18 protein-coding genes and 1 pseudogene are annotated in these 20,396 nt (G+C 70.5%); 8 read left to right on the plus strand and 11 right to left on the minus strand.

The window, feature by feature from the left end; all coding sequences use genetic code 11:
- Nucleotides 1–55: 55 nt before the first annotated feature.
- The 7 genes and pseudogenes from HW837_RS08250 to HW837_RS08280 form a co-directional block, all read left to right on the plus strand.
- Nucleotides 56–1,084 (plus strand): aromatic ring-hydroxylating oxygenase subunit alpha, encoded by a 1,029-nt coding sequence (locus HW837_RS08250; RefSeq protein ID WP_045556532.1) that lies wholly within the window; start codon nucleotides 56–58, stop codon nucleotides 1,082–1,084.
- The gene (locus HW837_RS08255; RefSeq protein WP_093790128.1) at nucleotides 1,081–1,800 is read left to right on the plus strand and encodes an alpha/beta hydrolase; all 720 of its coding nucleotides are present in this window, start codon (nucleotides 1,081–1,083) and stop codon (nucleotides 1,798–1,800) included. Before HW837_RS08250 ends, HW837_RS08255 begins: the two co-directional genes overlap by 4 nt.
- Before the next feature lie 16 nt (nucleotides 1,801–1,816).
- Complete coding sequence (locus tag HW837_RS08260; RefSeq protein ID WP_093790129.1) at nucleotides 1,817–2,098, plus strand: muconolactone Delta-isomerase family protein; 282 nt, start codon at nucleotides 1,817–1,819, stop codon at nucleotides 2,096–2,098.
- The gene (locus HW837_RS08265) at nucleotides 2,095–2,847 is read left to right on the plus strand and encodes an SDR family NAD(P)-dependent oxidoreductase (RefSeq protein WP_093790130.1); all 753 of its coding nucleotides are present in this window, start codon (nucleotides 2,095–2,097) and stop codon (nucleotides 2,845–2,847) included. The genes HW837_RS08260 and HW837_RS08265 overlap by 4 nt, the downstream gene beginning before the upstream one ends.
- 47 nt (nucleotides 2,848–2,894) lie before the next feature.
- Nucleotides 2,895–3,251 carry a protocatechuate 3,4-dioxygenase gene (locus tag HW837_RS08270; RefSeq protein ID WP_045556528.1) on the plus strand — a complete coding sequence of 119 codons (357 nt, stop codon included), beginning with the start codon at nucleotides 2,895–2,897 and terminating at the stop codon, nucleotides 3,249–3,251.
- Between the two features lies 1 nt (nucleotide 3,252).
- The gene (locus HW837_RS08275) at nucleotides 3,253–4,101 is read left to right on the plus strand and encodes a class III extradiol dioxygenase subunit beta (protein WP_199819027.1); all 849 of its coding nucleotides are present in this window, start codon (nucleotides 3,253–3,255) and stop codon (nucleotides 4,099–4,101) included.
- Between the two features lie 486 nt (nucleotides 4,102–4,587).
- Nucleotides 4,588–5,527 (plus strand): annotated as a pseudogene (locus tag HW837_RS08280) (TerC family protein); the annotation flags it as partial.
- A 759-nt stretch (nucleotides 5,528–6,286) separates the two neighbouring features.
- Here HW837_RS08280 and HW837_RS08285 read toward each other — a convergent pair.
- Both HW837_RS08285 and HW837_RS08290 read right to left on the minus strand, forming a co-directional pair.
- Complete coding sequence (locus HW837_RS08285; protein WP_193379842.1) at nucleotides 6,287–7,144, minus strand: class I SAM-dependent methyltransferase; 858 nt, start codon at nucleotides 7,142–7,144, stop codon at nucleotides 6,287–6,289.
- Between the two features lie 57 nt (nucleotides 7,145–7,201).
- Complete coding sequence (locus HW837_RS08290) at nucleotides 7,202–7,897, minus strand: DUF4232 domain-containing protein (protein ID WP_193379841.1); 696 nt, start codon at nucleotides 7,895–7,897, stop codon at nucleotides 7,202–7,204.
- A 248-nt stretch (nucleotides 7,898–8,145) separates the two neighbouring features.
- Here HW837_RS08290 and HW837_RS08295 point away from each other — a divergent pair, with 248 nt between their 5' ends.
- Nucleotides 8,146–8,817 (plus strand): hypothetical protein, encoded by a 672-nt coding sequence (locus tag HW837_RS08295; protein ID WP_045556884.1) that lies wholly within the window; start codon nucleotides 8,146–8,148, stop codon nucleotides 8,815–8,817.
- A gap of 44 nt (nucleotides 8,818–8,861) precedes the next feature.
- Here the strand turns inward: HW837_RS08295 and HW837_RS08300 are convergent, their stop codons facing one another.
- From HW837_RS08300 to HW837_RS08340, 9 genes are all read right to left on the minus strand, one after another.
- The gene (locus HW837_RS08300) at nucleotides 8,862–10,430 is read right to left on the minus strand and encodes an NCS1 family nucleobase:cation symporter-1 (protein WP_045556524.1); all 1,569 of its coding nucleotides are present in this window, start codon (nucleotides 10,428–10,430) and stop codon (nucleotides 8,862–8,864) included.
- Between the two features lie 302 nt (nucleotides 10,431–10,732).
- Nucleotides 10,733–11,752 carry a TIGR03842 family LLM class F420-dependent oxidoreductase gene (locus tag HW837_RS08305; RefSeq protein WP_045556523.1) on the minus strand — a complete coding sequence of 340 codons (1,020 nt, stop codon included), beginning with the start codon at nucleotides 11,750–11,752 and terminating at the stop codon, nucleotides 10,733–10,735.
- An 11-nt stretch (nucleotides 11,753–11,763) separates the two neighbouring features.
- Nucleotides 11,764–13,167, minus strand: coding sequence for a dihydropyrimidinase (gene hydA / locus HW837_RS08310; RefSeq protein WP_093790134.1), 1,404 nt, complete (start codon nucleotides 13,165–13,167; stop codon nucleotides 11,764–11,766).
- A gap of 100 nt (nucleotides 13,168–13,267) precedes the next feature.
- Nucleotides 13,268–14,110 (minus strand): nitrilase-related carbon-nitrogen hydrolase, encoded by an 843-nt coding sequence (locus HW837_RS08315; RefSeq protein ID WP_045556521.1) that lies wholly within the window; start codon nucleotides 14,108–14,110, stop codon nucleotides 13,268–13,270.
- 155 nt (nucleotides 14,111–14,265) lie between these two features.
- Nucleotides 14,266–15,843: a PucR family transcriptional regulator gene (locus HW837_RS08320; RefSeq protein WP_045556520.1), complete on the minus strand. Its 1,578-nt coding sequence runs from the start codon at nucleotides 15,841–15,843 to the stop codon at nucleotides 14,266–14,268.
- A gap of 31 nt (nucleotides 15,844–15,874) precedes the next feature.
- On the minus strand, nucleotides 15,875–17,161 hold the full coding sequence (locus tag HW837_RS08325; RefSeq protein ID WP_093790136.1) for an aspartate aminotransferase family protein: 1,287 nt from the start codon (nucleotides 17,159–17,161) through the stop codon (nucleotides 15,875–15,877).
- A gap of 92 nt (nucleotides 17,162–17,253) precedes the next feature.
- Nucleotides 17,254–18,096 (minus strand): nitrilase-related carbon-nitrogen hydrolase, encoded by an 843-nt coding sequence (locus tag HW837_RS08330; RefSeq protein WP_045556518.1) that lies wholly within the window; start codon nucleotides 18,094–18,096, stop codon nucleotides 17,254–17,256.
- Between the two features lie 220 nt (nucleotides 18,097–18,316).
- The gene (locus tag HW837_RS08335; protein ID WP_193379840.1) at nucleotides 18,317–19,915 is read right to left on the minus strand and encodes a hypothetical protein; all 1,599 of its coding nucleotides are present in this window, start codon (nucleotides 19,913–19,915) and stop codon (nucleotides 18,317–18,319) included.
- A 192-nt stretch (nucleotides 19,916–20,107) separates the two neighbouring features.
- Nucleotides 20,108–20,380, minus strand: coding sequence for a helix-turn-helix domain-containing protein (locus HW837_RS08340; RefSeq protein WP_045556516.1), 273 nt, complete (start codon nucleotides 20,378–20,380; stop codon nucleotides 20,108–20,110).
- Nucleotides 20,381–20,396 lie beyond the last annotated feature (16 nt).

A 20,396-nucleotide genomic window follows, 5' to 3' on the forward strand; every position in this document is an offset into this window, starting at 1 on the left:
GCTGGGCCTCGGCCCGCCGCTCGCATAAGACTTCGAAGAGAAAGGCGTTGCCGTCATGCTCTCCTCACACGTGCGCAACGGCTGGTACCTGGGAGCCTGGTCCGACGAGATCGGCCGGGCGCTCACCGGCCGCTGGATCACGGACATACCGGTCTGCTTCTACCGGCTGCCCGATGGCAGCGTGACCGCCGTCGAGGACCGCTGCCCCCACCGCAAGTACCCGCTGTCCCTGGGCCACCTGGACGACCAGGGCACGCTCCAGTGCGACTACCACGGCTACCGCTTCGACGGACAGGGCGTGTGTGTCGGCGTCGCCGAGCAGGCCGACCGGCCCAAGGCCGCACTGCGCCGCTTCCCCCTGGTCGAGAAGGACGGCGTCATCTGGATCTGGCCCGGCGACCCCGACCAGGCCGACGCGAACCTGCTGCCCGACACCTCGTGGCTGACCGACCCGCGCTGGACCCACGTACACGGCGTCGTACCGCTGAAGGCTCGCCACCTGCTGCTGGTGGAGAACCTGCTCGACCTCACGCACGAGACGTTCCTGCACCCGACGAGCATCGGCAACGCGGCCGTCGCGGCCACCCCGATCGACGTCACCGTGGACGGCGACCGGGTCGGCTTCAGCCGCCGCATGGTCGGCATCGAGGCCCCGCCCTTCTACGAGAAGTCGTGCGGGCTGACCTCACCGGTGGACCGCTGGCAGGACGGCGAGTTCCACCCGCCCGGGATCTTCATCCTGCACATCCGCGTCGCGGCCACCGGCACCGAGGAGCCGGAGGGCTTCCACATGAAGGTGCTGTACGGCATGACGCCCGGGCGCGGCAACGAGACCCACGACTTCTACGCCCTGGCCCGCGACTACCTCATCGACGACGAGGATCTCACCGAGTTCCAGCACAAGCAGCAGCTCGCGGTGATGCAGGAGGACGTCGACGCCCTGGAGGCCCAGGAGCTGATGTACGCCACGGACCCGGGCGGCACCGTCGAGTCCAGCATCCGTTCCGACCTGGCCGCCCTGCGGGGACGCCGCGCGCTGGCGAAGATGCTGGCCCGCGAACAGCGAGGGAACGTACCGGCATGAGCGTCTTCGTCCTCCTGCACGGGGCCTGGCACGGCGGATGGGTGTGGCAGCGCGTGGCCCCGAGACTGCGCGCCGCTGGGCATGAGGTGCACGCCCCCACCCTCACCGGGGTGAGCGACCGCGCCCACCTGCTCGGTCCGCACGTGAACCTGACGACGCACATCCAGGACGTCGTGGCTCTGATCGAGGCCCACGATCTGCGGGACGTCGTGCTCGTCGGGCACAGCTACGCCGGTCAGGTCGTCACCGGCGTCGCGGACCGTGTCCCGGAGCGGTTGGCCGGACGGATCCACCTCGACGCCTTCGTGGGCGACGACGGGGACGCGGCGATCGACCTGCTGCCCGCCACCGTCGCCGGCCACTACCGGGAGTCCGTGGCCGGGCCGGGCTTCGGCTGGCTCATCCCGGTGCGCTCACTGAGCGTCCTGGGTGTGGAGGAGCGGTCGGACCTGGACTGGCTCGGCCCCCGCCTCACCCCGCACCCGTGGCTGACCTACACGGAGCCGTTGAGGCTGACCGGCAAGGCCGAGTACGTGCCCGGCGTCTTCGTCGAATGCACCGACTGGATGCGGGTGTTCACCCCGCACGCCGAGCGCGCCGCCGCCCGGGGCTGGCCGGTCCACGAGCTCGCCACCGGTCACGAGGCCATGGTCACCGCGCCCGGTGAACTGGCGGACGTGTTGCTGGATGTCGCCGGATCCGGCCTGAAGCCCTGAGAGGTAGGACACCCGTATGGAATTCCTCGTCCGCACCGAGAACACCCTGCCCCCCGACACCCCTGACGACGTCCGTGAGAGCCTGCGCGGGGGCGAGCGCGCACGGGCCCGGGAACTCCGCGAGGCCGGGATCCTCAAACGGCTTTGGCGGGTACCGGGCCGCAACGCGACCATCGGCCTGTACGAGGCGGCCGACCCGGCGGAACTGCACGACGCGCTCGTGTCCCTGCCGATGTGGAAGTGGATGGACATCACCGTGGAGGCGCTGGCCACGCATCCGCAGGAGAAGGCACCGTGACCACGCGGAGCGCTCGGGTCGCGGTCGTCACGGGTGCGGCGGGTGGACTCGGCGGGCCCATCGTGCGCCGGCTGGCCGCCGACGGGTTCGCCGTCGCCGCCCTGGACATCACCGAACCGGACGACACGGCACGGTCGGACGACGGGGCTGCGATCACCCGCGTGCGGGCCTGGCGTTGCGACGTCAGCGACCCGGCCGCCACACGCCGCACCGTCGAGGAGATCGCGGAGACCTACGGCGGCGTGGACGTCCTGGTCAACAACGCGGGCCTGCTCTCCGGCCGGAGCGGTCTCATGGAGGCCACCTCGCAGGAACTGCACCGCTTCTTCGCCGTCAACGCCGTCGGCCCGCTGCTCATGGTGCAGGCGTGCGTGCCGTGGCTGGTCAGGAGCGCACACCACGGCCGGGTGATCAATGTCGCCTCCCGCACCTTCTTCACCGGCTCACCGGGCCAACTCGCCTACGTCGCCAGCAAGGGCGCGCTGATCGGCATGACCCGGGTGATGGCGCGGGAACTGGGCGAGCACGGGATCACCGTCAACGCGGTGGCCCCCGCCCAGGTCGCCACGCCCGGCACCAGGGCGCACTCCGGCGACGAGGTGTTCGCCGCGACCATGCGGCAGCAGGCGATCCGGGAGTACGTCACCCCGGAGCACTTCGCGGGGCTCGTCTCGTATCTGGCCTCGCCGGACGCGGCCATGGTCACCGGTCAGACGCTCGTCTGCGACGGTGGCGGAGTGCTGCACTGACCGGCCGCCCCGGCACGACAGCGGAAGAGGAGAGAAAGGGAGAAGCCATGTCCACCCGCACACCGCACGTCACGGGTACCTACGTCTTCGACACCGCCGACAACCGTCGGGGCCGGGCACTGAACCGGCTCTGCGGCTCGTTGAAGGACGCTGCCAACCGCGTGAGGTTCAGCGCGGACGAGAGCGCCTACTGCGAGGAGCACGGACTCACGGCCGAGCAGCGGGAGGCGGTCCTGGGCCGGGACTGGACGCGGATGCTGGAGCTGGGCGGCTCCATCTTCTACGTCTTCAAACTCGCGGTGCTGGACCAGAAGTCCATGCAGTACCTCGGAGGCGTGTTCACCGGCATGACCACCGAGGAGTTCACCCAGGCACTGGAAGCGGGAGGGCGGAGCTTTGGCTGAGGTGATATGGGGTCTGGCCACCTCGCACGTGCCGTCGATCGGCGCGGCGATGGACCGAGGGAAGACCGAGGACCCGTACTGGAGACCACTGTTCGACGGTTACGCGCCGGCCCGTGAGTGGATGGCCCGGCACACGCCGGACGTGGCCGTGATCGTCTACAACGACCACGCCAACGCCGTCGACATGTCCGTCACACCGACCTTCGCGATCGGCGCGGCGGCCTCGTACGAGGTGGCGGACGAAGGATGGGGCAGCCGCCCGGTCCCGACCGTCGTCGGCGCCCCGGAGTTCTCCGACCACCTCATCGAAAGCCTGGTCGACTCCTCCTTCGACATCACGGTGTTCCAGGACCTCGCCGTGGACCACGGTCTGACCGTGCCGCTGTCGGTGTACTGCCCAGACCCCGGGGACAGCTGGCCGTGCGCTGTCGTCCCCCTCCTGGTCAACGTCATCCAGTACCCGCAGCCCACGGCGGCACGGTGCCTGGCCCTCGGCACGGCACTCGGCGAGGCGATCCGGTCCTTCCCCGAGGACCTCAAGGTCGCCGTCTTCGGTACCGGCGGCATGTCCCACCAACTCGCGGGTGCCCGAGCGGGGCTGATCAACCAGGACTTCGACCGGATGTACCTCGACGCCATCGAGCACGACCCGGAGAAGCTGGCAGCGCTGAGCCGGGAGGACTACATCCGCGAGGCCGGTTCGGAGGGCATCGAGCTCATCATGTGGCTGATCATGCGCGGAGCCCTCGGACCACGCATCCGCCGCGTTCACGATGCCTACCACGTGCCCGCCTCCAACACAGCGGCCGGGATGGTGCTGTTCGAGAATCTCGGCACCGTCCTGCCATAAGGACCGGCCACTGCCCGGGGCCCCGGCCCCGGCCCCGGCCCGAAGAGCGTCGCCCCGCGGTAGCGACGTACCGCCTTCGGCGCGAGGGCGCATGGGACCGGGCCACCTCCTGGCCGGAGGTACGTGCAGTCGCGGTGGGGCCCGTGGGTGCCTGTCCCGGGCCACGGCGAGCATCACCACCACCCGAAGGGCCGCCGTCAGTGGCGCTGCGCGCGCTCGCGTTCCACGACGTCCTCGAACGAAGGCACACTCGATCACCGGGGAACCGATCACGCTGACGACACGCTTCATCACTCGCAGCAAGAAGAGCCCGGCCAGGCACCCGGCATCTCAGCCCAGCTCGGCGTGAACGCGGCGGACACCCGCGCCGACTCGCTCGCATCGGGTTCGGCTTTTCCCCCTCGGCATGCTCCCTGGGCCCCGATGCCGGACACTCCTGTATAGGGGCCGGCGCATCTCGCGCGGGCCATGGTGAGGGTGTTCGGCGTGCTTGAGGTCCCGCTCTGGCTGTGGGGGGCGTTCGCCGCGACGGTGGTCGTGTCGCTGGCGGTGGACCTCATGTCCCACCGCACCGCGCACGTCATCCGCTTCAAGGAGGCGGCCGCCTGGAGCGGCCTGTGGGTGAGCCTCGCCCTGATCTTCGGCGCGACCGTCTTCCTCGTCCTCGGCACCACTGCCGGCACCGAGTACATGACGGCCTGGCTGCTGGAGAAGAGCCTGTCGGTCGACAACCTCTTCGTCTTCGCCGTGATCTTCGCGTACTTCAAAGTGCCCCGCGCCTACCAGCACCGCGTGCTGTTCTTCGGCGTCATCGGCGCACTCGTCTTCCGCGGGATCTTCCTCTCTCTCGGCGTGGCCGTGGTCAGCCGCTTCACCGCCGTGCTGTTCGCCTTCGCGGGGGTCCTCTTCTACAGCACCTACAAACTCCTCAAGGACGAACAGGAGAGCTTCGACCCGGGCAAGAGCTTCGCCGTACGGATGCTCCGCAAGGTCATCCCCGTGCGGGACGAGTACGCCGGGGCGAAGTTCTTCGTCAAAGAAGCCGGCAAAAGGATGGCGACCCCGCTGCTCGCCGTGGTCGCCGCGATCGAGGCCGCCGACCTGATCTTCGCCGTCGACAGCGTCCCGGCCGTCCTCGCGGTCAGCGACGACGCCTTCATCGTCTACACCAGCAACGCCTTCGCCATCCTCGGTCTGCGGGCCCTCTACTTCATGCTCGCCGGCCTCCTGGACCGCTTCCACTACCTGAACAAGGGCCTCGCGATCATTCTCGCCTTCATCGGCGTCAAGCTCATCCTCCAGGCATCCCACAAGATGATCAGCCCCGACATCCCGGAAATCCCCTCACCGGTCAGCCTCGCAGTCATCGTCCTCGTCCTGGCCGGGTCCGTGGTGCTCAGCATCACAAGGCCCGCCCCCACAGACGCCGAGGAACAGACCGATGAACAGAAGAACGCCTCCGAGGCCACCGGGCAGCCCAGCTCACCACCGGGGGCGGATGCCCGAGAGCCCCCCACCGGTCCACCAGGCAGAGACACCGAATCCGGCCCTCACCCGGACCAGCAAGAGGTCAGGCCACTTCCCGTCCCGCCAGTACGGGCATATCGTAAAAAGATGGTCAAAGTGCAGCGTAGGCCCAAAACGTATGCGTGTCCGGCGTGCAAGAAGTCGGTGCCGGCCGCAGTCCACCGCCACAAGAGCCTGGGCGTTTTCGTTCCCGTCTGGGGCCCGGGTGCATGCCAGAACCGCGACTGTCCCGACTTCCGGTTGGGCCCCAGCCGCAAGCACTCCCGGTCCCGGTAACGAGATCGGCAGCGCGGACCGGCCACATCAGGCGGCCCACCGGATCCCAACCGGGATCGTCGGCCGGCACGATCGCGGCCTCCACGCGCTTGCCCACCGGTTCGCGCCGCACCTCGCAACTGCGGCACACCGCCATCGCGATCTCCAGCCACTGCATCGCCGATCTCCACCGCACCGCTGACTTCCAGGTCCAGCAGACACCGTCCGGGCGCGTACGTGCATGCGATGGTCACGCGATGTTCGGCATGCCCAGCCCGCCCGGCCACCGAACGCCGGATGGCCGACGAACAGGCCGACGGCGTCCAGCCGCATTCGGCCGACGTGGCGGAATCGCTCACCCTCGATGCCGGGGCGTCCCCGGCAGCGCGTGGCGCGCCGCGTCTCAGGCGGCGACACCCTCCAGGTCTTCTCCCGGTCTCCGCCCCACCGTCAGCACATGTCCGCTCGCACCCAGCAGCGTCGGCTCCGACTCGATGCGCCGGGTCGCGGCCAGCACGGCCTCCCGGCGCTCCGGGTCGTCCAGCCACTCCTCGACCCCGCCCATCAGCCAGGCGACGCCCTCGACGCCGTACTGCCCCTCGGGGGTGAGTCCGGCCTCGGCGAACTCGCCGGGCACGTCGGCGGGGTCGGCGAAGTAGGCGGTGGTGAAGTGCGGGTCCGCCGACGAGTACCGGTGTCTGCCGTGGCCCGACACGGCGTCGGTGCGCTCGCGGCGTTCCGGGATGAAGTAGTTCCCCTGCATGAGGGTGTCGTTGAGCCCGGCGAAGCGGTTGATCGTGGCCGCGACCACCGCGCCCCCCGGCCGCACCACCCGCCGGGCCTCGGCCAACGCCCTTACCCGGTCCGGGTGTTCGGGCAGGTGGTAGAGCGGCCCGAGGAACAGGACGACGTCGTACGCGGCGTCCTCGGCGGGCAGGGCGCGGGCGTCCCCGAGCCGGGCGGTGACCCCGGGCAGCCGCCCGGACCGCTCCACGTGCATCGGCACCGGATCGACGACCTCGACCTCGTACCCGTCCCCGGCCAGCCACTCGGCGTGGATGCCCGTGCCGCCGCCGACGTCGAGCACGCGCGCGGGAGCCTTGGGCAGCAGCCGGCGCAGGAGGTCCTGGGTGCGCCAGAACTCCAGCCGCCCGGTGCCCTGTCTGAGGCGGGTGAGCTCCCCTCCGCGCTCGTAGTACGCGAGTATCTCCTCGGGCAGGGAGGGGAGTTGGGGCTCGGTGTCGTACGGTGTCCGGCTCATGGTTCCAGGGTGCTGATCACCGCGGCGGACCCGCAACCGGTTAAGGACCCGGGCGTGTCAGAAGTCCGGGGCGAGCTGCGTCCATGCGGTCGTGCCGAGGCGGCCGGTGTTGCCGAGGTCGAGGCCTCCCTCGGGGGTGAGGATCTCGGCGGGGCGGCCGGGGAGCGGGGCGATGCGCAGACCGGGGGCGTCGACGGCCGGTACGTCCGCCTCGGTGACCGTGTTGCGCCAGACCAGCGTGGTCCCGGCGGACTCGCCGGGTTTCAGGGTGACTTGGTGCGGTCCGAAGTCGGGCACGCCGGTGGTGATGTCCCGCGCCCCCTGGAGGACGCGTACATCGTCGTAGGGCTCGCCGTCCTCGTCGAGCAATTGGATCGAGGGGTAGCCCTTGACGGTGTAAGGCTTCCCGCCACAGTTGGTGAGGGTCACGCTCATCGCCCGCAGGCCCATCGCCGCCTCCACGAGCCCGGGCAGCATGCGCACCCCGGAAGTGGGGCAGGCACTCGCCCCGTCGGGTGACGCGGCCTCGGTGGGTGCCGCGCCGGCCGGCGTCCGGGTGGCCGCGGGCGGCTCCGAGGCCCGCAGCCCCTCGGGCACGTTCGGGGGTGTGAACGAGGCCGAGGGCTGGGGCGCCGCGCGGTCGGGATCGAGTTCGCGGTCAACTTCGTCCGCGAGCCCGCAGCCGGCGACGGCCAGGATCAGTGCCGTCACCAGGAGCGCGCGGGAGGCCGAACGGCCGCGTATCGGGATCATGCGCCGATCCTGACACGGACGCGACGCGAAAGCCGCGACTCCGCACGCAAGCCGTGCATCCGCACGGAAGCCATGACTCCGTGTGGAAGCCGTGACTCCGCGCGGGAGGCCGTGACCGGCGCGCACGTGAGACACAGTCACCGGGTGTGCACGGAGCGAGTTCGCACTTTCGTCCCACAGGCAGTCGTGTGACACTGGCGTACCCCACCGCCCGGCGGTACCGCCGCCTCGACCCCGAGAAGTGCGCTGTGCGTGATCTCCCTCTGCCGCTCGCCCTCACCGCGCGACTGATGCCGGTCGCCGTACTCGCCGTAGCGGGCTGGGCGTTGTCGTCCGGTCCGCTGTCCGCGAGCCCGGCCGGGGAGGACTCCGCCCAGGACACGGCGTCGAGCCCCGTCTCGACCGACGAGTCCGCGCCGTCCACGGCGACGGTGACAAAGACGTACGAGAAGGCCCCTTCTCCCTGCTCCGGCGTCACGGAGAAAACGGTCAAATCGCTTGTTCCCGGGGTGAAGGCGGCCGGCAAGGAGATCGCGTCGACCAACGAGTCCGTGCGCCGCACCTGCTCGTGGAACGCGCTCAAGGGCTTCGACTACCGCTGGCTCGACGTCTCGTACGAGATCCAGCAATCGGACGACAAGGCCGAAAGCGCCTATAGGACGCGCACCACGGAGAAGAGCGGTGGCGGCGCCGTGCCCGGTCTCGGCGACGAGGCCTACTCCGTGGTGAACCTCACCACGGAGGACAAGCAGCAGACCCGTGAGGGTGTGGTGTACGTCCGGATGTCCAACGCCCTGGTGGTCGTCACCTACAACGGCAGTGACTTCGAGTCGCAGAAGGCACCCGGCACGGACGAGATCAACAAGGGCGCCATCAGGGCCGCGAAGGAAGCGGCGGCCGTGCTGGAGAAGTCCGCGTAGGGGCGTCTTCCAGCAGGACCGCCGCCGCTCCGGGCGCGGGCCCGTCAGACGGTCACCCGCTCCTTCTCGGTCCGGACCTTCTCCCTCTCACCCGCCATCAGCACCACGTACAGCAGCATCGACGCGCCCAGGCCCACCGCCCAGCCGTAGTCGGCCAGCGGCTTGAGGAACGGGATCAGTCCGTCGTGCGGGAACGGCCCGGAGGACACACCGTCCTCGGACACGGTCGAGTACGAGCCGCCGACCGCGAGGACACCGCCGACCACGAAGGCCGCTATCGCGCGCCAGTTCCAGCCGGAGGTGTACCAGTAGCGCCCGCCCGGCGTGTACAGGTCCGCGAGGTGCAGGACGGTGCGGCGGACGATCCAGTAGTCGGCGATGAGGATGCCGGCGACGGTGCCGAGCAGACCTCCGACCACACCGAGCCAGGTGAAGATGTAGAACTCGGGCGTGGAGATCAGCTTCCACGGGAAGATCAGGACGCCGACGACACCCGTGATGAGCGCGCCCGTACGGAAGTTGATGAGCTTCGGCGCGAGGTTCGCCAGGTCGTACGCCGGTGAGACCACGTTCGCGGCGATGTTCACGGAGATGGTGGCGACCAGCACGGTGATCAGGGCGAAGAGGAGACCGAAGACGTTGTCGGCCTTGGCGGCCAGCGTCACCGGGTCCCAGATGGCCTCGCCGTAGACGGCCTCGGAGCCGGAGGTGACCAGCACGGCGAGGATCGCGAAGAGCGTCATCGTGGTGGGCAGGCCGAGGGACTGCCCCCAGGTCTGCGCCTTCTGACTGGCGCCGAAACGGGTGAAGTCGGGGATGTTCAGGGACAGAGTGGCCCAGAAACCGATCATTCCCATCAGCGACGGGAAGAACACCGGCCAGAAGTCGGGGCCCCAGCCGAGCTTGGACGGCTGGTCGAGCAGGGCGCCGAAGCCGTCGGCCTTGACGGCGATCCAGATCAGCAGCACGAGCGCGCCGACGATCACGAACGGCGCGGCCCAGTTCTCGAAGTGCCGCAGGAAGTCCATGCCGCGGTAGATGACCGCTATCTGCAACGCCCAGAAGAGGACGAAGCAGAGCCACAGCGGCCAGGGGTTGCCGGCGATCTTCCCCGCGCTCTCCCACTCACCGCCGGTGAGCTTGGAGCCGAGCGCGAATATGCCGGAGCCGCCGATCCAGGTCTGGATGCCGAACCAGCCGCAGGCCACGGCCGCCCGGATCATCGCCGGGATGTTGGCGCCCCGCAGTCCGAAGGAGGCGCGGGCCAGCACCGGGAAGGGGATGCCGTACTTGGGGCCGGCGTGCCCGGTGGCCAGCATCGGCAGCAGCACGATGACGTTGGCCAGGGCGATGGTGAAGACGGCCTGCTTCCAGTCCATGCCGAGGGCGACCAGGCCGGAGGCCAGGGTCCAGCTGGGGATGCAGTGGGCCATCGAGATCCACAGCGCCGCGAAGTTGTACGTCGTCCACTTGCGCTCGGAGACGGGTACGGGGCGCAGGTCCTCGTTGGCGAAGGGGCTGTCGGCGGGGAAGGCCCCGGGCGCCAGCTCGATCCGCCCGGAGGGGTCGGCGGACTGGGCTGTCGGCGACCCCGTGGGTGCTATGTCGGTCATGGGCAGGCCAATCAGGGGAGGCGGGACGGGAAGAAAGGCCGTGCGGAGGCCTTGGGCCCTGCCCTTCCGGGACGGCGGAAGGGCAGGAGACAAGGTGTGGGGGGTCTGAAGGGGACTGGAGGGGACTGGAGGGGACTGGAGGGGACTGGAGGGGACTGGAGGGGACTGGAGGCTTACGGAATGGGTGACTTGCTGGACCGGAGGGTGGCGGGACCGCGGCGGGCGGCCAGGGTCGGAGCGCCTGATTCCGGTGATCGAGTGGCCGGATTCTTGCAGTCGGCGGGGCGTTCCGGGAAGCCGGGTCAGCCGTTGACCGCCGGGATGACCGTCGAGCCGTACGTGTCGATCACCCTCTCCTGCGCGTCGTGCATGTCGTAGACGGCGAACTGGTCCACGCCGAGCGCCCGCAGCGCGTTCAGCTTCTCGATGTGCATGGCGGGGGTGCCGATGACGCAGAACCGGTCCACGATCTCGTCGGGCACGAACTGGGTGTCGGGGTTGTCGGCGCGCCCGTGGTGGGAGTAGTCGTACCCCTCGCGTGCCTTGATGTAGTCCGTCAGCTCCTCCGGTACGGCCGCGGAGTGCTCCCCGTACTTGGACACCAGGTCGGCGACGTGGTTGCCGACCATCCCGCCGAACCAACGGCACTGCTCCCGCGCGTGCGCGAGCGCCTCGGGCGAGTCGTCCTCGGTGATGTACGCGGGCGCGGCCACGCAGATCTTCACCTCGGACGGATCGCGCCCGGCGGCCACCGCCGCGTCCTTGACCGCCTTGACCATGTACTCGGTGAGGTACAGGTCGGAGAGCTGGAGGATGAAGCCGTCCGCCTCCTCACCGGTCATCTTCAGGGCCTTGGGGCCGTACGCGGCCATCCAGACCGGGAGTTCGGCGTCCTCCTTGATCCACGGGAAGCTGATCACGGTGCCGCCGAGGTCGGCCTCTCCCCCGCTGCCCAGCGCCCGGATCACCTTCATGGCCTCGCTGATCCGGGCCAGCGTGTTGGGCTTGCGGCCCGCGACCCGCATCGCCGAGTCGCCGCGACCGATGCCGCAGACCGTGCGGTTGCCGAACATGTCGTTGAGCGTGGCGAAGGTCGAGGCGGTGACCTCCCAGGTGCGGGTGCCCGGGTTGGTGACCATCGGGCCGACCGTCAGTTTCGTGGTGCCGGCCAGGATCTGGCTGTAGATGACGAACGGTTCCTGCCAGAGCACGGCGGAGTCGAAGGTCCAGCCGTAGGTGAAGCCGTTGTCCTCGGCGCGCTTCATCAGCTCGATGACACGCGAGGCGGGCGGGTCGGTCTGCAGGACGAGTCCGAAGTCCATCTGCTCCACTCCTAGGTGAGGTACTGACAGGTGGAGCGGGGGGTGTAGACACCGTGTCCGGCGTGCCCGGTGTACTCCCGCTCGGTGATGACGAGTTCGCCGCGCGAGAGGACCGTCTCGACCCGGCCGGTGGTGCGCTTGCCCTCGTACGCCGAGTAGTCGACGTTCATGTGGTGCGTCTCGGCGGACATGATCTGCTCGGCGTGCGGGTCGTAGAGGACGATGTCGGCGTCCGCGCCCGGCGCGATGGTGCCCTTCTTCGGGTACATGCCGAACATCCGGGCCGGGGTGGCGCAGGCGATCTCGATCCAGCGGCGGCGCGAGATGTGCCCGTCGACGACCGCCTGGTGGAGGAGGTCCATGCGGTTCTCTACGCCCGGGAGGCCGTTGGGGATCTTGGAGAAGTCGCCGCGGCCGAGTTCCTTCTGGCCGACGAAGCAGAAGGGGCAGTGGTCGGTGGAGACCACCTGGAGGTCGTTGGTGCGCAGCCCCTGCCAGAGCTTGGCCTGGTGCTCGCGCGGCCGCAGGGGCGTGCTGCACACGTACTTGGAGCCCTCGAAGTCCGGCTCGGCGAGGTTGTCGGTGGAGAGGAACAGATACTGCGGGCAGGTCTCGCCGAAGACGTTGAGCCCCTCGTCGCGCGCCCGCGCCAGCTCGGCCACTGCCTCCATGGCCGAGACGTGCACGACGTACAGGGGGGCGCCGGCGACCTGGGCCAGCTTGATCGCGCGGTGGGTGGCCTCGGCTTCGAGCAGGGCCTTGCGGACCTCGCCGTGGTAGCGGGGATCGGTCTCGCCGCGCGCCAGGGCCTGTTCGACGAGGACGTCGATCGCGATGCCGTTCTCCGCGTGCATCATGATCAGGCCGCCGTTCTCGGCGGAGCGCTGCATGGCGCGCAGGATCTGGCCGTCGTCGCTGTAGAAGACGCCCGGGTAGGCCATGAACTGCTTGAAGGAGGTGACGCCCTCCTGCACCAGCAGGTCCATCTCCTTGAGCGTGTCCTGGTTCACGTCGGACACGATCATGTGGAAGCCGTAGTCGATCGCGCAGTTGCCCTCCGCCTTCGCGTGCCAGGCATCGAGGCCCTCGCGGAGGGTGTGGCCGACGCTCTGCACGGCGAAGTCGACGATCGTCGTCGTACCGCCCCAGGCAGCGGCGCGGGTGCCGGTCTCGAAGGTGTCGGAGGCGGAGGTGCCGCCGAAGGGGAGTTCCATGTGGGTGTGGACGTCGACGCCGCCCGGGATGACGTACTTGCCGGTGGCGTCGAGGGTGCGGTCGGCGGTCCAGGCCTCCGCGGCGGTGGTGCCACTCGCCGCGAGAGCGGCTACACGGCCGTCCTCGATCAGGACGTCTGCGTGCAACTCGTCTGAGGCTGTGATGACGAGACCGCCGCGGATGACTGTACGGCCGCTCATTCGGTCACGCTCCGTTCGGTTGTCGGGAAAGTGCCGGTCGTTCGTGGCTGGTCGCGCAGTTCCCCGCGCCCCCTGAAAGAGGGGCGCGGGTGTCGCGTCGCTACGGCGCCGTCAGCGGGCCGTACGCGTCCGGGCGGCGGTCGCGGAAGAACTGCCAGCGGTCGCGCACCTCGCGAAGCTTGGCCAGGTCCAGGTCGCGGACGACGAGTTCGGTCTCCTTGTCGCTGGCGACCTCCCCGACGAACTGGGCCTCGGGGTCCACGAAGTAGGAGGTGCCGTAGAAGTCGTTGTCGCCGAGTTCCTCGACGCCGACCCGGTTGATGGCGCCGATGAAGTACTCGTTGGCGACGGCCGACGCCGGCTGCTCCAGCTGCCAGAGGTAGCGGGACAGACCGCGCGAGGTGGCCGACGGGTTGAAGACGATCTCCGCGCCGCCGAGGCCCAGCGCACGCCAGCCCTCCGGGAAGTGCCGGTCGTAGCAGATGTAGACGCCGATCCGCCCCACGGCGGTGTCGAAGACGGGCCAGCCCGCGTTGCCGGGACGGAAGTAGAACTTCTCCCAGAATCCGGGGACTTGGGGGATGTGGTGCTTGCGGTACTTGCCGAGGTACTTGCCGTCCGCGTCGATCACGGCGGCCGTGTTGTAGAGGACGCCCGGCTGCTCCTCCTCGTACATCGGCAGCACGAGGACGAGGCCGAGTTCCTTGGCGAGCGCCTGGAAGCGCTTGACGATGGGGCCGTCGGGGATCGCTTCGGCGTACTCGTAGAACGCCTTGTCCTGGACCTGGCAGAAGTAGGGCCCGTAGAACAGCTCCTGGAAGCACATGACCTGCGCACCCTGCGCGGCGGCGTCGCGGGCCGCCTGCTCGTGGACCTGGATCATCGACTCCTTGTCGCCGGTCCAGGCCGTCTGGAAGATGGCTGCGCGGATGACTCTGCTCATCGGGACCTCCGGTCACTCGGTGTGCAGCGAGAGTAGGAAGTCCGCGAAGCCGGTTTGAGTTGCACGGTGTCACGTCTGCGGGCGTTCTCCGTTCCACCGTGTCACCTCTTCGTGGGCGCATGTTTCACCGCCGTTTTCGCAGGTCGCGGCATGTTTCAACCCTGTTGCGCGTCGTGGGCGAGGAGGGCGATGTGGACGGAGGCGGCCTGTTCGAAGTCGTCGAGGTCCACACCGAGGCGGGCCTCTATGGCCTCCAGCCTGCGGTACAGCGCGGGCCGGCTCACATGGTGCAGCTGGGCGGTGTGCGACTTGTTGCGGCCGGTCGCCAGATAGGTCCGCAGGACGGGCAGCAGATCCTGTTCGCCGTGTCCGTCGCCGCACAGCAGCCCGTCCAACTCCCGCTCGGCGAAGGCCTGGACGTGCGGGTCGTCACGCAACAGCCGGACGAGACCGCGCAGATGGACGTCGCGGAGGCGTACGACGACGGGGAGGTCCAGCCCGGTGGAGGCGGACTGGGCGACGGCGTCCGCCACGTGCCGCGCCTCCCGCAGCCCGCCCGGTACGTCCTCCCAGGTGGTCCGGGCCTCGGCGGCGGCCACGACCGTCCGGCCCACCCCCGACTCCGACCGCAGCCGGGTCGCGAAGTGCGCGGTGAGCGCCGCCGCGTCCTGGTCCCGGGCGAGGCTGAGCAGGACGGCGGTGGCCCCCTCCGCCAGTTCGGCGACGAGTCCCGACAGTCCCAGCATCCGCAGCACGCGGTCGAGTCGGGCGGTGTCACCGTCGCGCACGACGAGCGGCACGAAGGTACGGCGGTTGACCGGCAGGCCCGCCGCCCGCGCCCGGGGCAGCAGTTGCCGGGCCGGTACGACCCCGGAGACGAGGTCGGTCAGCAGGCTCTGCGCGGACTGCTCCTCCCAGGAGTGCGCCGCGCCGCCGAGCATCCGGTGCAGGACGAGCGCCTCGGCGGCCCGGTCGGCGAGCAGCCGCCCGGTGGCGATGTCGCCGCGGTGGCCGCAGAGCACGATCTGCCCCCAGCGCTCCCCGCGTCCGCCCAGTTCGGCCCTGATCCAGCCGTCGCCCTGGGTGCCGCCCGCCTGGCGGGAGATGCGTTCCCAGTCGCGCAGCACGTCGTCGACCGCGGACCGCTCGCCCGCCGTGGCGAGGACGCGGTGGGCGAGGTTGGTGACGACGAGCGGACAGCCCGCGTGCTGGGCGATCTCGTCGAGCAGCCGTTGCAGCGGGGCGCCCGCGGTGATGAGCCCGGTCAGGGTGGTGCGGACTGCCTCGGACAGGCTCACGGCCGCGAACTTGCGCCGCACGAGCCGGGACTGGACCTCCTCGGTCAGTTCGGCGAAGGGGGACGGCCGGTGCAGCACCACCATCGGCAGACCGCACCGCTCCGCCGCCCGCCGCATCACGTCGGGCGGTGTCGGGAAGGCCCGGCCGAGCCCGAGGACGACCGCGGCGGCCTCCGCCCGGTACAGCGAGCGGATGTACTCGGCCTGTGCCTCCTCGTCGCCGGCGAGCAGCACGCCGGTGGTGAGGACCATCTCGCCGCCGCTGAGCATCACGCCCACGTCGGGCGCCTCGGCCACGTGTACCCAGCGCACGGGCCGGTCGAGCTGACCGGCCCCGGCCACCACCTCGGGCTCCCCGGCGAGGACCCGGTCCAGGGCGAGGACCTGGCGTACCGACAGGGCGGGTTCCGGAGCGGTGGCCGAGGTGGTGGTCATGGCGATGTTCCTCAGATCTGTTCCTCTGGTGCTACTGGATGCTCCTCAGAGCCCGTTCGAGGGCGTCGGCGCCCTCCTCGGCCTCGGCGACGGTCAGCGACAGCGGGGGCGCGACGCGCAGGGCGCTGGTGTTGTGGCCGCCGCCCTTGCCGATCAGCAGGCCCTCCCGCCGGGCGGCTTCGAGGACCGCCGACGCCGCCTCGGGGTTGGCCTCGTCGGTGCCGGGCTTCACCAGCTCGATGCCGATCATGAGTCCCCGGCCGCGTACTTCCTTGACCTCCGGGATCTGGGCGGTGATCGCCCGCAGCCGCTCGATGAGCAGCCCGCCGACCCGCCGCGCGTTGCCCTGGAGGTCGTGCTCGACCAGGTAGTTGAGGTTGGCGAGGCCGGCGGCCATGGTGATCTGGGTGCCGCCGAAGGTGGAGATCGAGTTGCTGTCGAGGCAGTTCATGACCTCGGAGCGGGCGACGACACCGCCGATGGACATGCCGTTGCCGATGCCCTTGGCGAAGGTGAGGATGTCCGGCGGCCCGTTCTGCCCGTGCGCCTGCCAGCCCCAGAAGTTGTCGCCGGTGCGGCCCCAGCCGGTCTGCACCTCGTCGGCGATCCACAGCACGCCGTGCCGCTGGAGCACCTCGCGGAAGGCGGCGTACAGCCCGTCGGGCGGGGAGGTGAAGCCGCCGACCCCCTGGATCGGTTCGGCGATCAGCGCGGCCGGCGGACGGCCGTGCCCGAGCAGGTCCTCCAGGTCGGCGACGCAGGCGGTGATGAAGTCGGCGTCACTCAGGTCGGCGTACGGGCCCCGGGTGCGGACCCCGCCGTGCACGTACAGCGTCTGCAGCGGGGACAGGGAGGTCGGGGACCAGCCCTTGTTGCCGGTGATGCCGACCGCGCTGAAGGAGCGGCCGTGGTAGCTGTTGCGCATCGCCATGATCTGGTTGCTGCGCCGGTACGTCGTGGCCAGCATCAGCGCGGTGTCGTTGGCCTCGGTGCCGGAGGTGGTGAAGAAGACCCGCGCGTCCGGGATGCCGGACATCTGCGCGATCCGCTCGGCGAGTTCGACCATCGGCCGGTTGAGGTAGAGCGTCGAGGAGTGGATGATCCGCCCGGCCTGCTCGCTCACCGCCTTGGTGACCTCGGGGAGGGCGTGCGCCGTCATCGTGGTGAGGATGCCGCCGAAGAAGTCGAGGTACTTCGTGCCGGCGGCGTCCCAGACGTGGCGGCCCTCGCCGTGGGTGATCTCCAGCGGGTCCGCGTAGTAGAGCGCGAGCCAGTCGGGCAGTACGGCCTTGTGGCGTCCGAGCAGTTCGTCGGTCACGGCTGCACCACTCCTTTCACTGCTGTACGGGTTCTGCGGGTGTCACGGCTGTACGTGCCCACGTCAGGGCTGGACGAGTCCTTCCCGGGCGATCACGGCTGCACGAGCCCTTCGTACGCGTCGGGCCGGCGGTCCCGGTAGAACGCCCACTGCTGACGTACCGCCTCGACCAGGTCGAAGTCGAGGTCCCGTACGACGAGTTCCTCGTCCTGGTCGCTGGCGACCTCGCCGACGAACTTGCCGCGCGGGTCCACGAAGTAGGACGTGCCGTAGAAGTCGTTGTCCCCGTACTCCTCGACGCCCACCCGGTTGATCGCGGCGACGAAGTACTCGTTGGCGACGGCCGCCGCCGGCTGCTCCAGCTGCCACAGGTGGGAGGAGAGGCCCCGGTGCGTGGCGGACGGGTTGTAGACGAGCTGGGCGCCGTTCAGACCGAGCTGGCGCCAGCCCTCCGGGAAGTGGCGGTCGTAGCAGATGTAGACGCCGACCTTGCCGACGGCCGTGTCGAAGACCGGCCAGCCGAGGTTCCCGGGCTTGAAGTAGTACTTCTCCCAGAACCCCTTGACCTGGGGGATGTGGTGTTTGCGGTACTTGCCGAGGTAGGTGCCGTCGGCGTCGATGACGGCCGCGGTGTTGTAGTAGAACCCGGACTGCTCGACCTCGAAGACCGGGACGACGATCACCATGCCGGTCTCGCGGGCCAGCTCCCGCATCCGGGTCACCGTGGGTCCGTCGGGCACGGGTTCCGCCCAGGCGTAGTGCTCGGGTTCCTGGACCTGGCAGAAGTAGGGCGCGTTGAAGACTTCCTGGAAGCCGATCACCTTCGCGCCCTGCCGGGCCGCCTCACGGGCGTGCTCGATGTGCTTGTCGACCATGGACGCGGTGTCACCGGTCCAGGTGGCCTGGACCAGGGCGGCGCGTACGACGTTGGCCATGTCAGCTGCTCCTTCGACAGGGACGTCAGAGAGCCTCTACGCCCGTAGAAGCAGGCCGTAGAGGCTTGAAACTAAGCCCCGTCGACGGGCTGGGCAAGACCATCGTCGTCAACCGGCCGAGTCGATCACGTTTCGCACTCCAGTGGACGATTACGCCCACGTTTCCCCGCGAACCGGTCGGGCCGGGGACGGCGCGGCCGGTTCGCGGCGGGACGCGGGGTCAGCTGAGACCCTGGACGCGCAGGGCGTGTGCCACGTCCCGGTGGCGGTCCGCCGAGACACCGCGCGCCGCCGCCAGGACGAGGGGCGCGAGCCGCCTGGGGTCCGCCTCCGCGCTGCGCGCCGCCTCCTCCGGCGTACGGATCCGCACATAGGCGTCGAGCAGCGCACGCGCCTCCCGTTCACGCCCCTCCGTGACGAGGCCGAGCACCGCCTCACCGATCTCCTCGGCGGGCCGTGTGACGCCCTGCCGCAGCATCTGGTCCCCGTCCGCGGCGCGCCCGACCGCGTTCAGGGCGTCCGCGACCGCGACCAGCCGGTCGGCGGGCAGCGAGCCGGCCTCCCACAGCAGGGTCGCCCAGTCGGCGTCCAGCCCGCCCCGGTGCAACTCGGCGGCGAGCAGCGGGAAACGGGCGGCGGGCCAGTGTGCGACCTCCACGAGGAGGGCGTGCGCCTCCCCGCTGCGGCTCTCCCGGCGCAGCCGCACCAGCCGCTCGACGGTGCCGGCGACCTCCCGCCGCGCCTCGTCGTCCAGCGCCTGCCGCGCCCGCGGCTGCTTCGGCGCCACCGCCTCGGCCGGCTCGGCGACCCCTGCGTACCGGGCGCCCCGGGGAGCGCGCCCCTTGCGGCCGCCGCTCGGCGCGGCCTCGGGCACGGCCACGGCAGGGGCCTCCGCGGCCTCCGCGGCCCCGGCGAACCGGGCACCCCCTCGCGGGCGGCGCTTGGAACGCTGCTTGGCCGGCGCGGGGGCGGGAGTGGGCTCGGGGGCGGCGGACTCCGGGGCGTGGCCCCAAGGGTCGGGTTCGGGGGCGGGTGCCGGGGTGGGTGACGGCGCGGGGCGGCGGTCGTCGGCCCCGGCGTCGGTGGCGCCGGGGGCGCCGTTCCATGAGTGCGCGGGAGCGTCGGGGGCTCGTTCGGGTTCGCCGGGTCGATCCGTGTACGTACGGGCGTGGTCGAAGCCGTCCGTGTGCGTGCGCGGGGCGGGGCGGGTCCCCTGAGCGTCCGGGTGTCCCTCCATCTCCGGCACGCGGCGTACGTCCCCGACGGCGTTCCCCGCGACGTGCGCCGCGCCCCGCACGGGGTGGTGCGGGGCGCGGCGGTCAACGTCCTCGATGCGGGTGCGTAGCTCCGTGCAGCGGGCGGTGGCGCGTTCGTGGTCGTCGTGGGCCCAGGCCAGCTCCAGGCGGAGGGAGTCGGCCTCCTCCTGACTGGTGGCGGCCCGGAGCCTGCGGGTCAGTTCGGCGGTGCGATCGGCGGCGTAGCGCTGTTCGCGGAGCATCACGTCGAGCCGGTCGCCGAGGGCGTCACGGCCACCGGGCCGGGCGTCGTGGGCGGCGAGCGAGGCGCGGTGCAGCACGCGGGCCCGCTCGGTCTCCTGGGCCGCGGCGGCGGGACCGTACGCGGTGTCGAGGTCGTGCATGAGCGCCTGCACGACGTCCCAGGGCGGCACCTCCAGCCCGTCCAGGCAGGCACGCATGCCCTCGGGGTCACGCTGCCAGAAGACGGCGCACCACCCTCCGCCCTGGTCCAGCTTGCTCATCAGCTTGTTCAGGTATCCCGCGAACTCCCGCACCTGACCCGGGAGTTGATCCACAGCCATCGCATCTCCCCGGCCGGTCGGAGTGGGTCGTGACGTGCTCCGGTGCGACAGAAAACACCAGTTGTGTTACAGAGGCGCTACGTGAAGTTTTCGGAGCGGACGCAGTGTGCTGTGCGCGTCGGCCCGGCGGCCGTGCGTGAGGGGGTTCGCGCCACGCGCACCGTACGACTTCGGCCAGGGCGGCGAGCCGCCTCAGGCCACCGCCGCGGTCGACGCCACGACGGCCGGTCCGCACCGCGTCACGAGGTCGTCCATCGACAGGCCCAGCGTGCGGGCGAGTGCGGCGATCGTGAAGAAGGCCGGGGTGGGCGCGCGGCCCGTCTCGATCTTCCGGAGGGTCTCCGCGGAGATGCCCGCGCCCGCGGCGATCTCCGCCATGCTGCGGCCGCCGCGGGCGTCCCGCAGCAACCGGCCGAGCCGCTCGCCGCGTTCGCGTTCTTCGGGGGTGAGAGGGGTGCGCACCATGACCCCATTCTAATAC

This window comes from Streptomyces caniscabiei, assembly GCF_014930365.1.
Classification (GTDB): Bacteria; Actinomycetota; Actinomycetes; order Streptomycetales; family Streptomycetaceae; genus Streptomyces; species Streptomyces caniscabiei.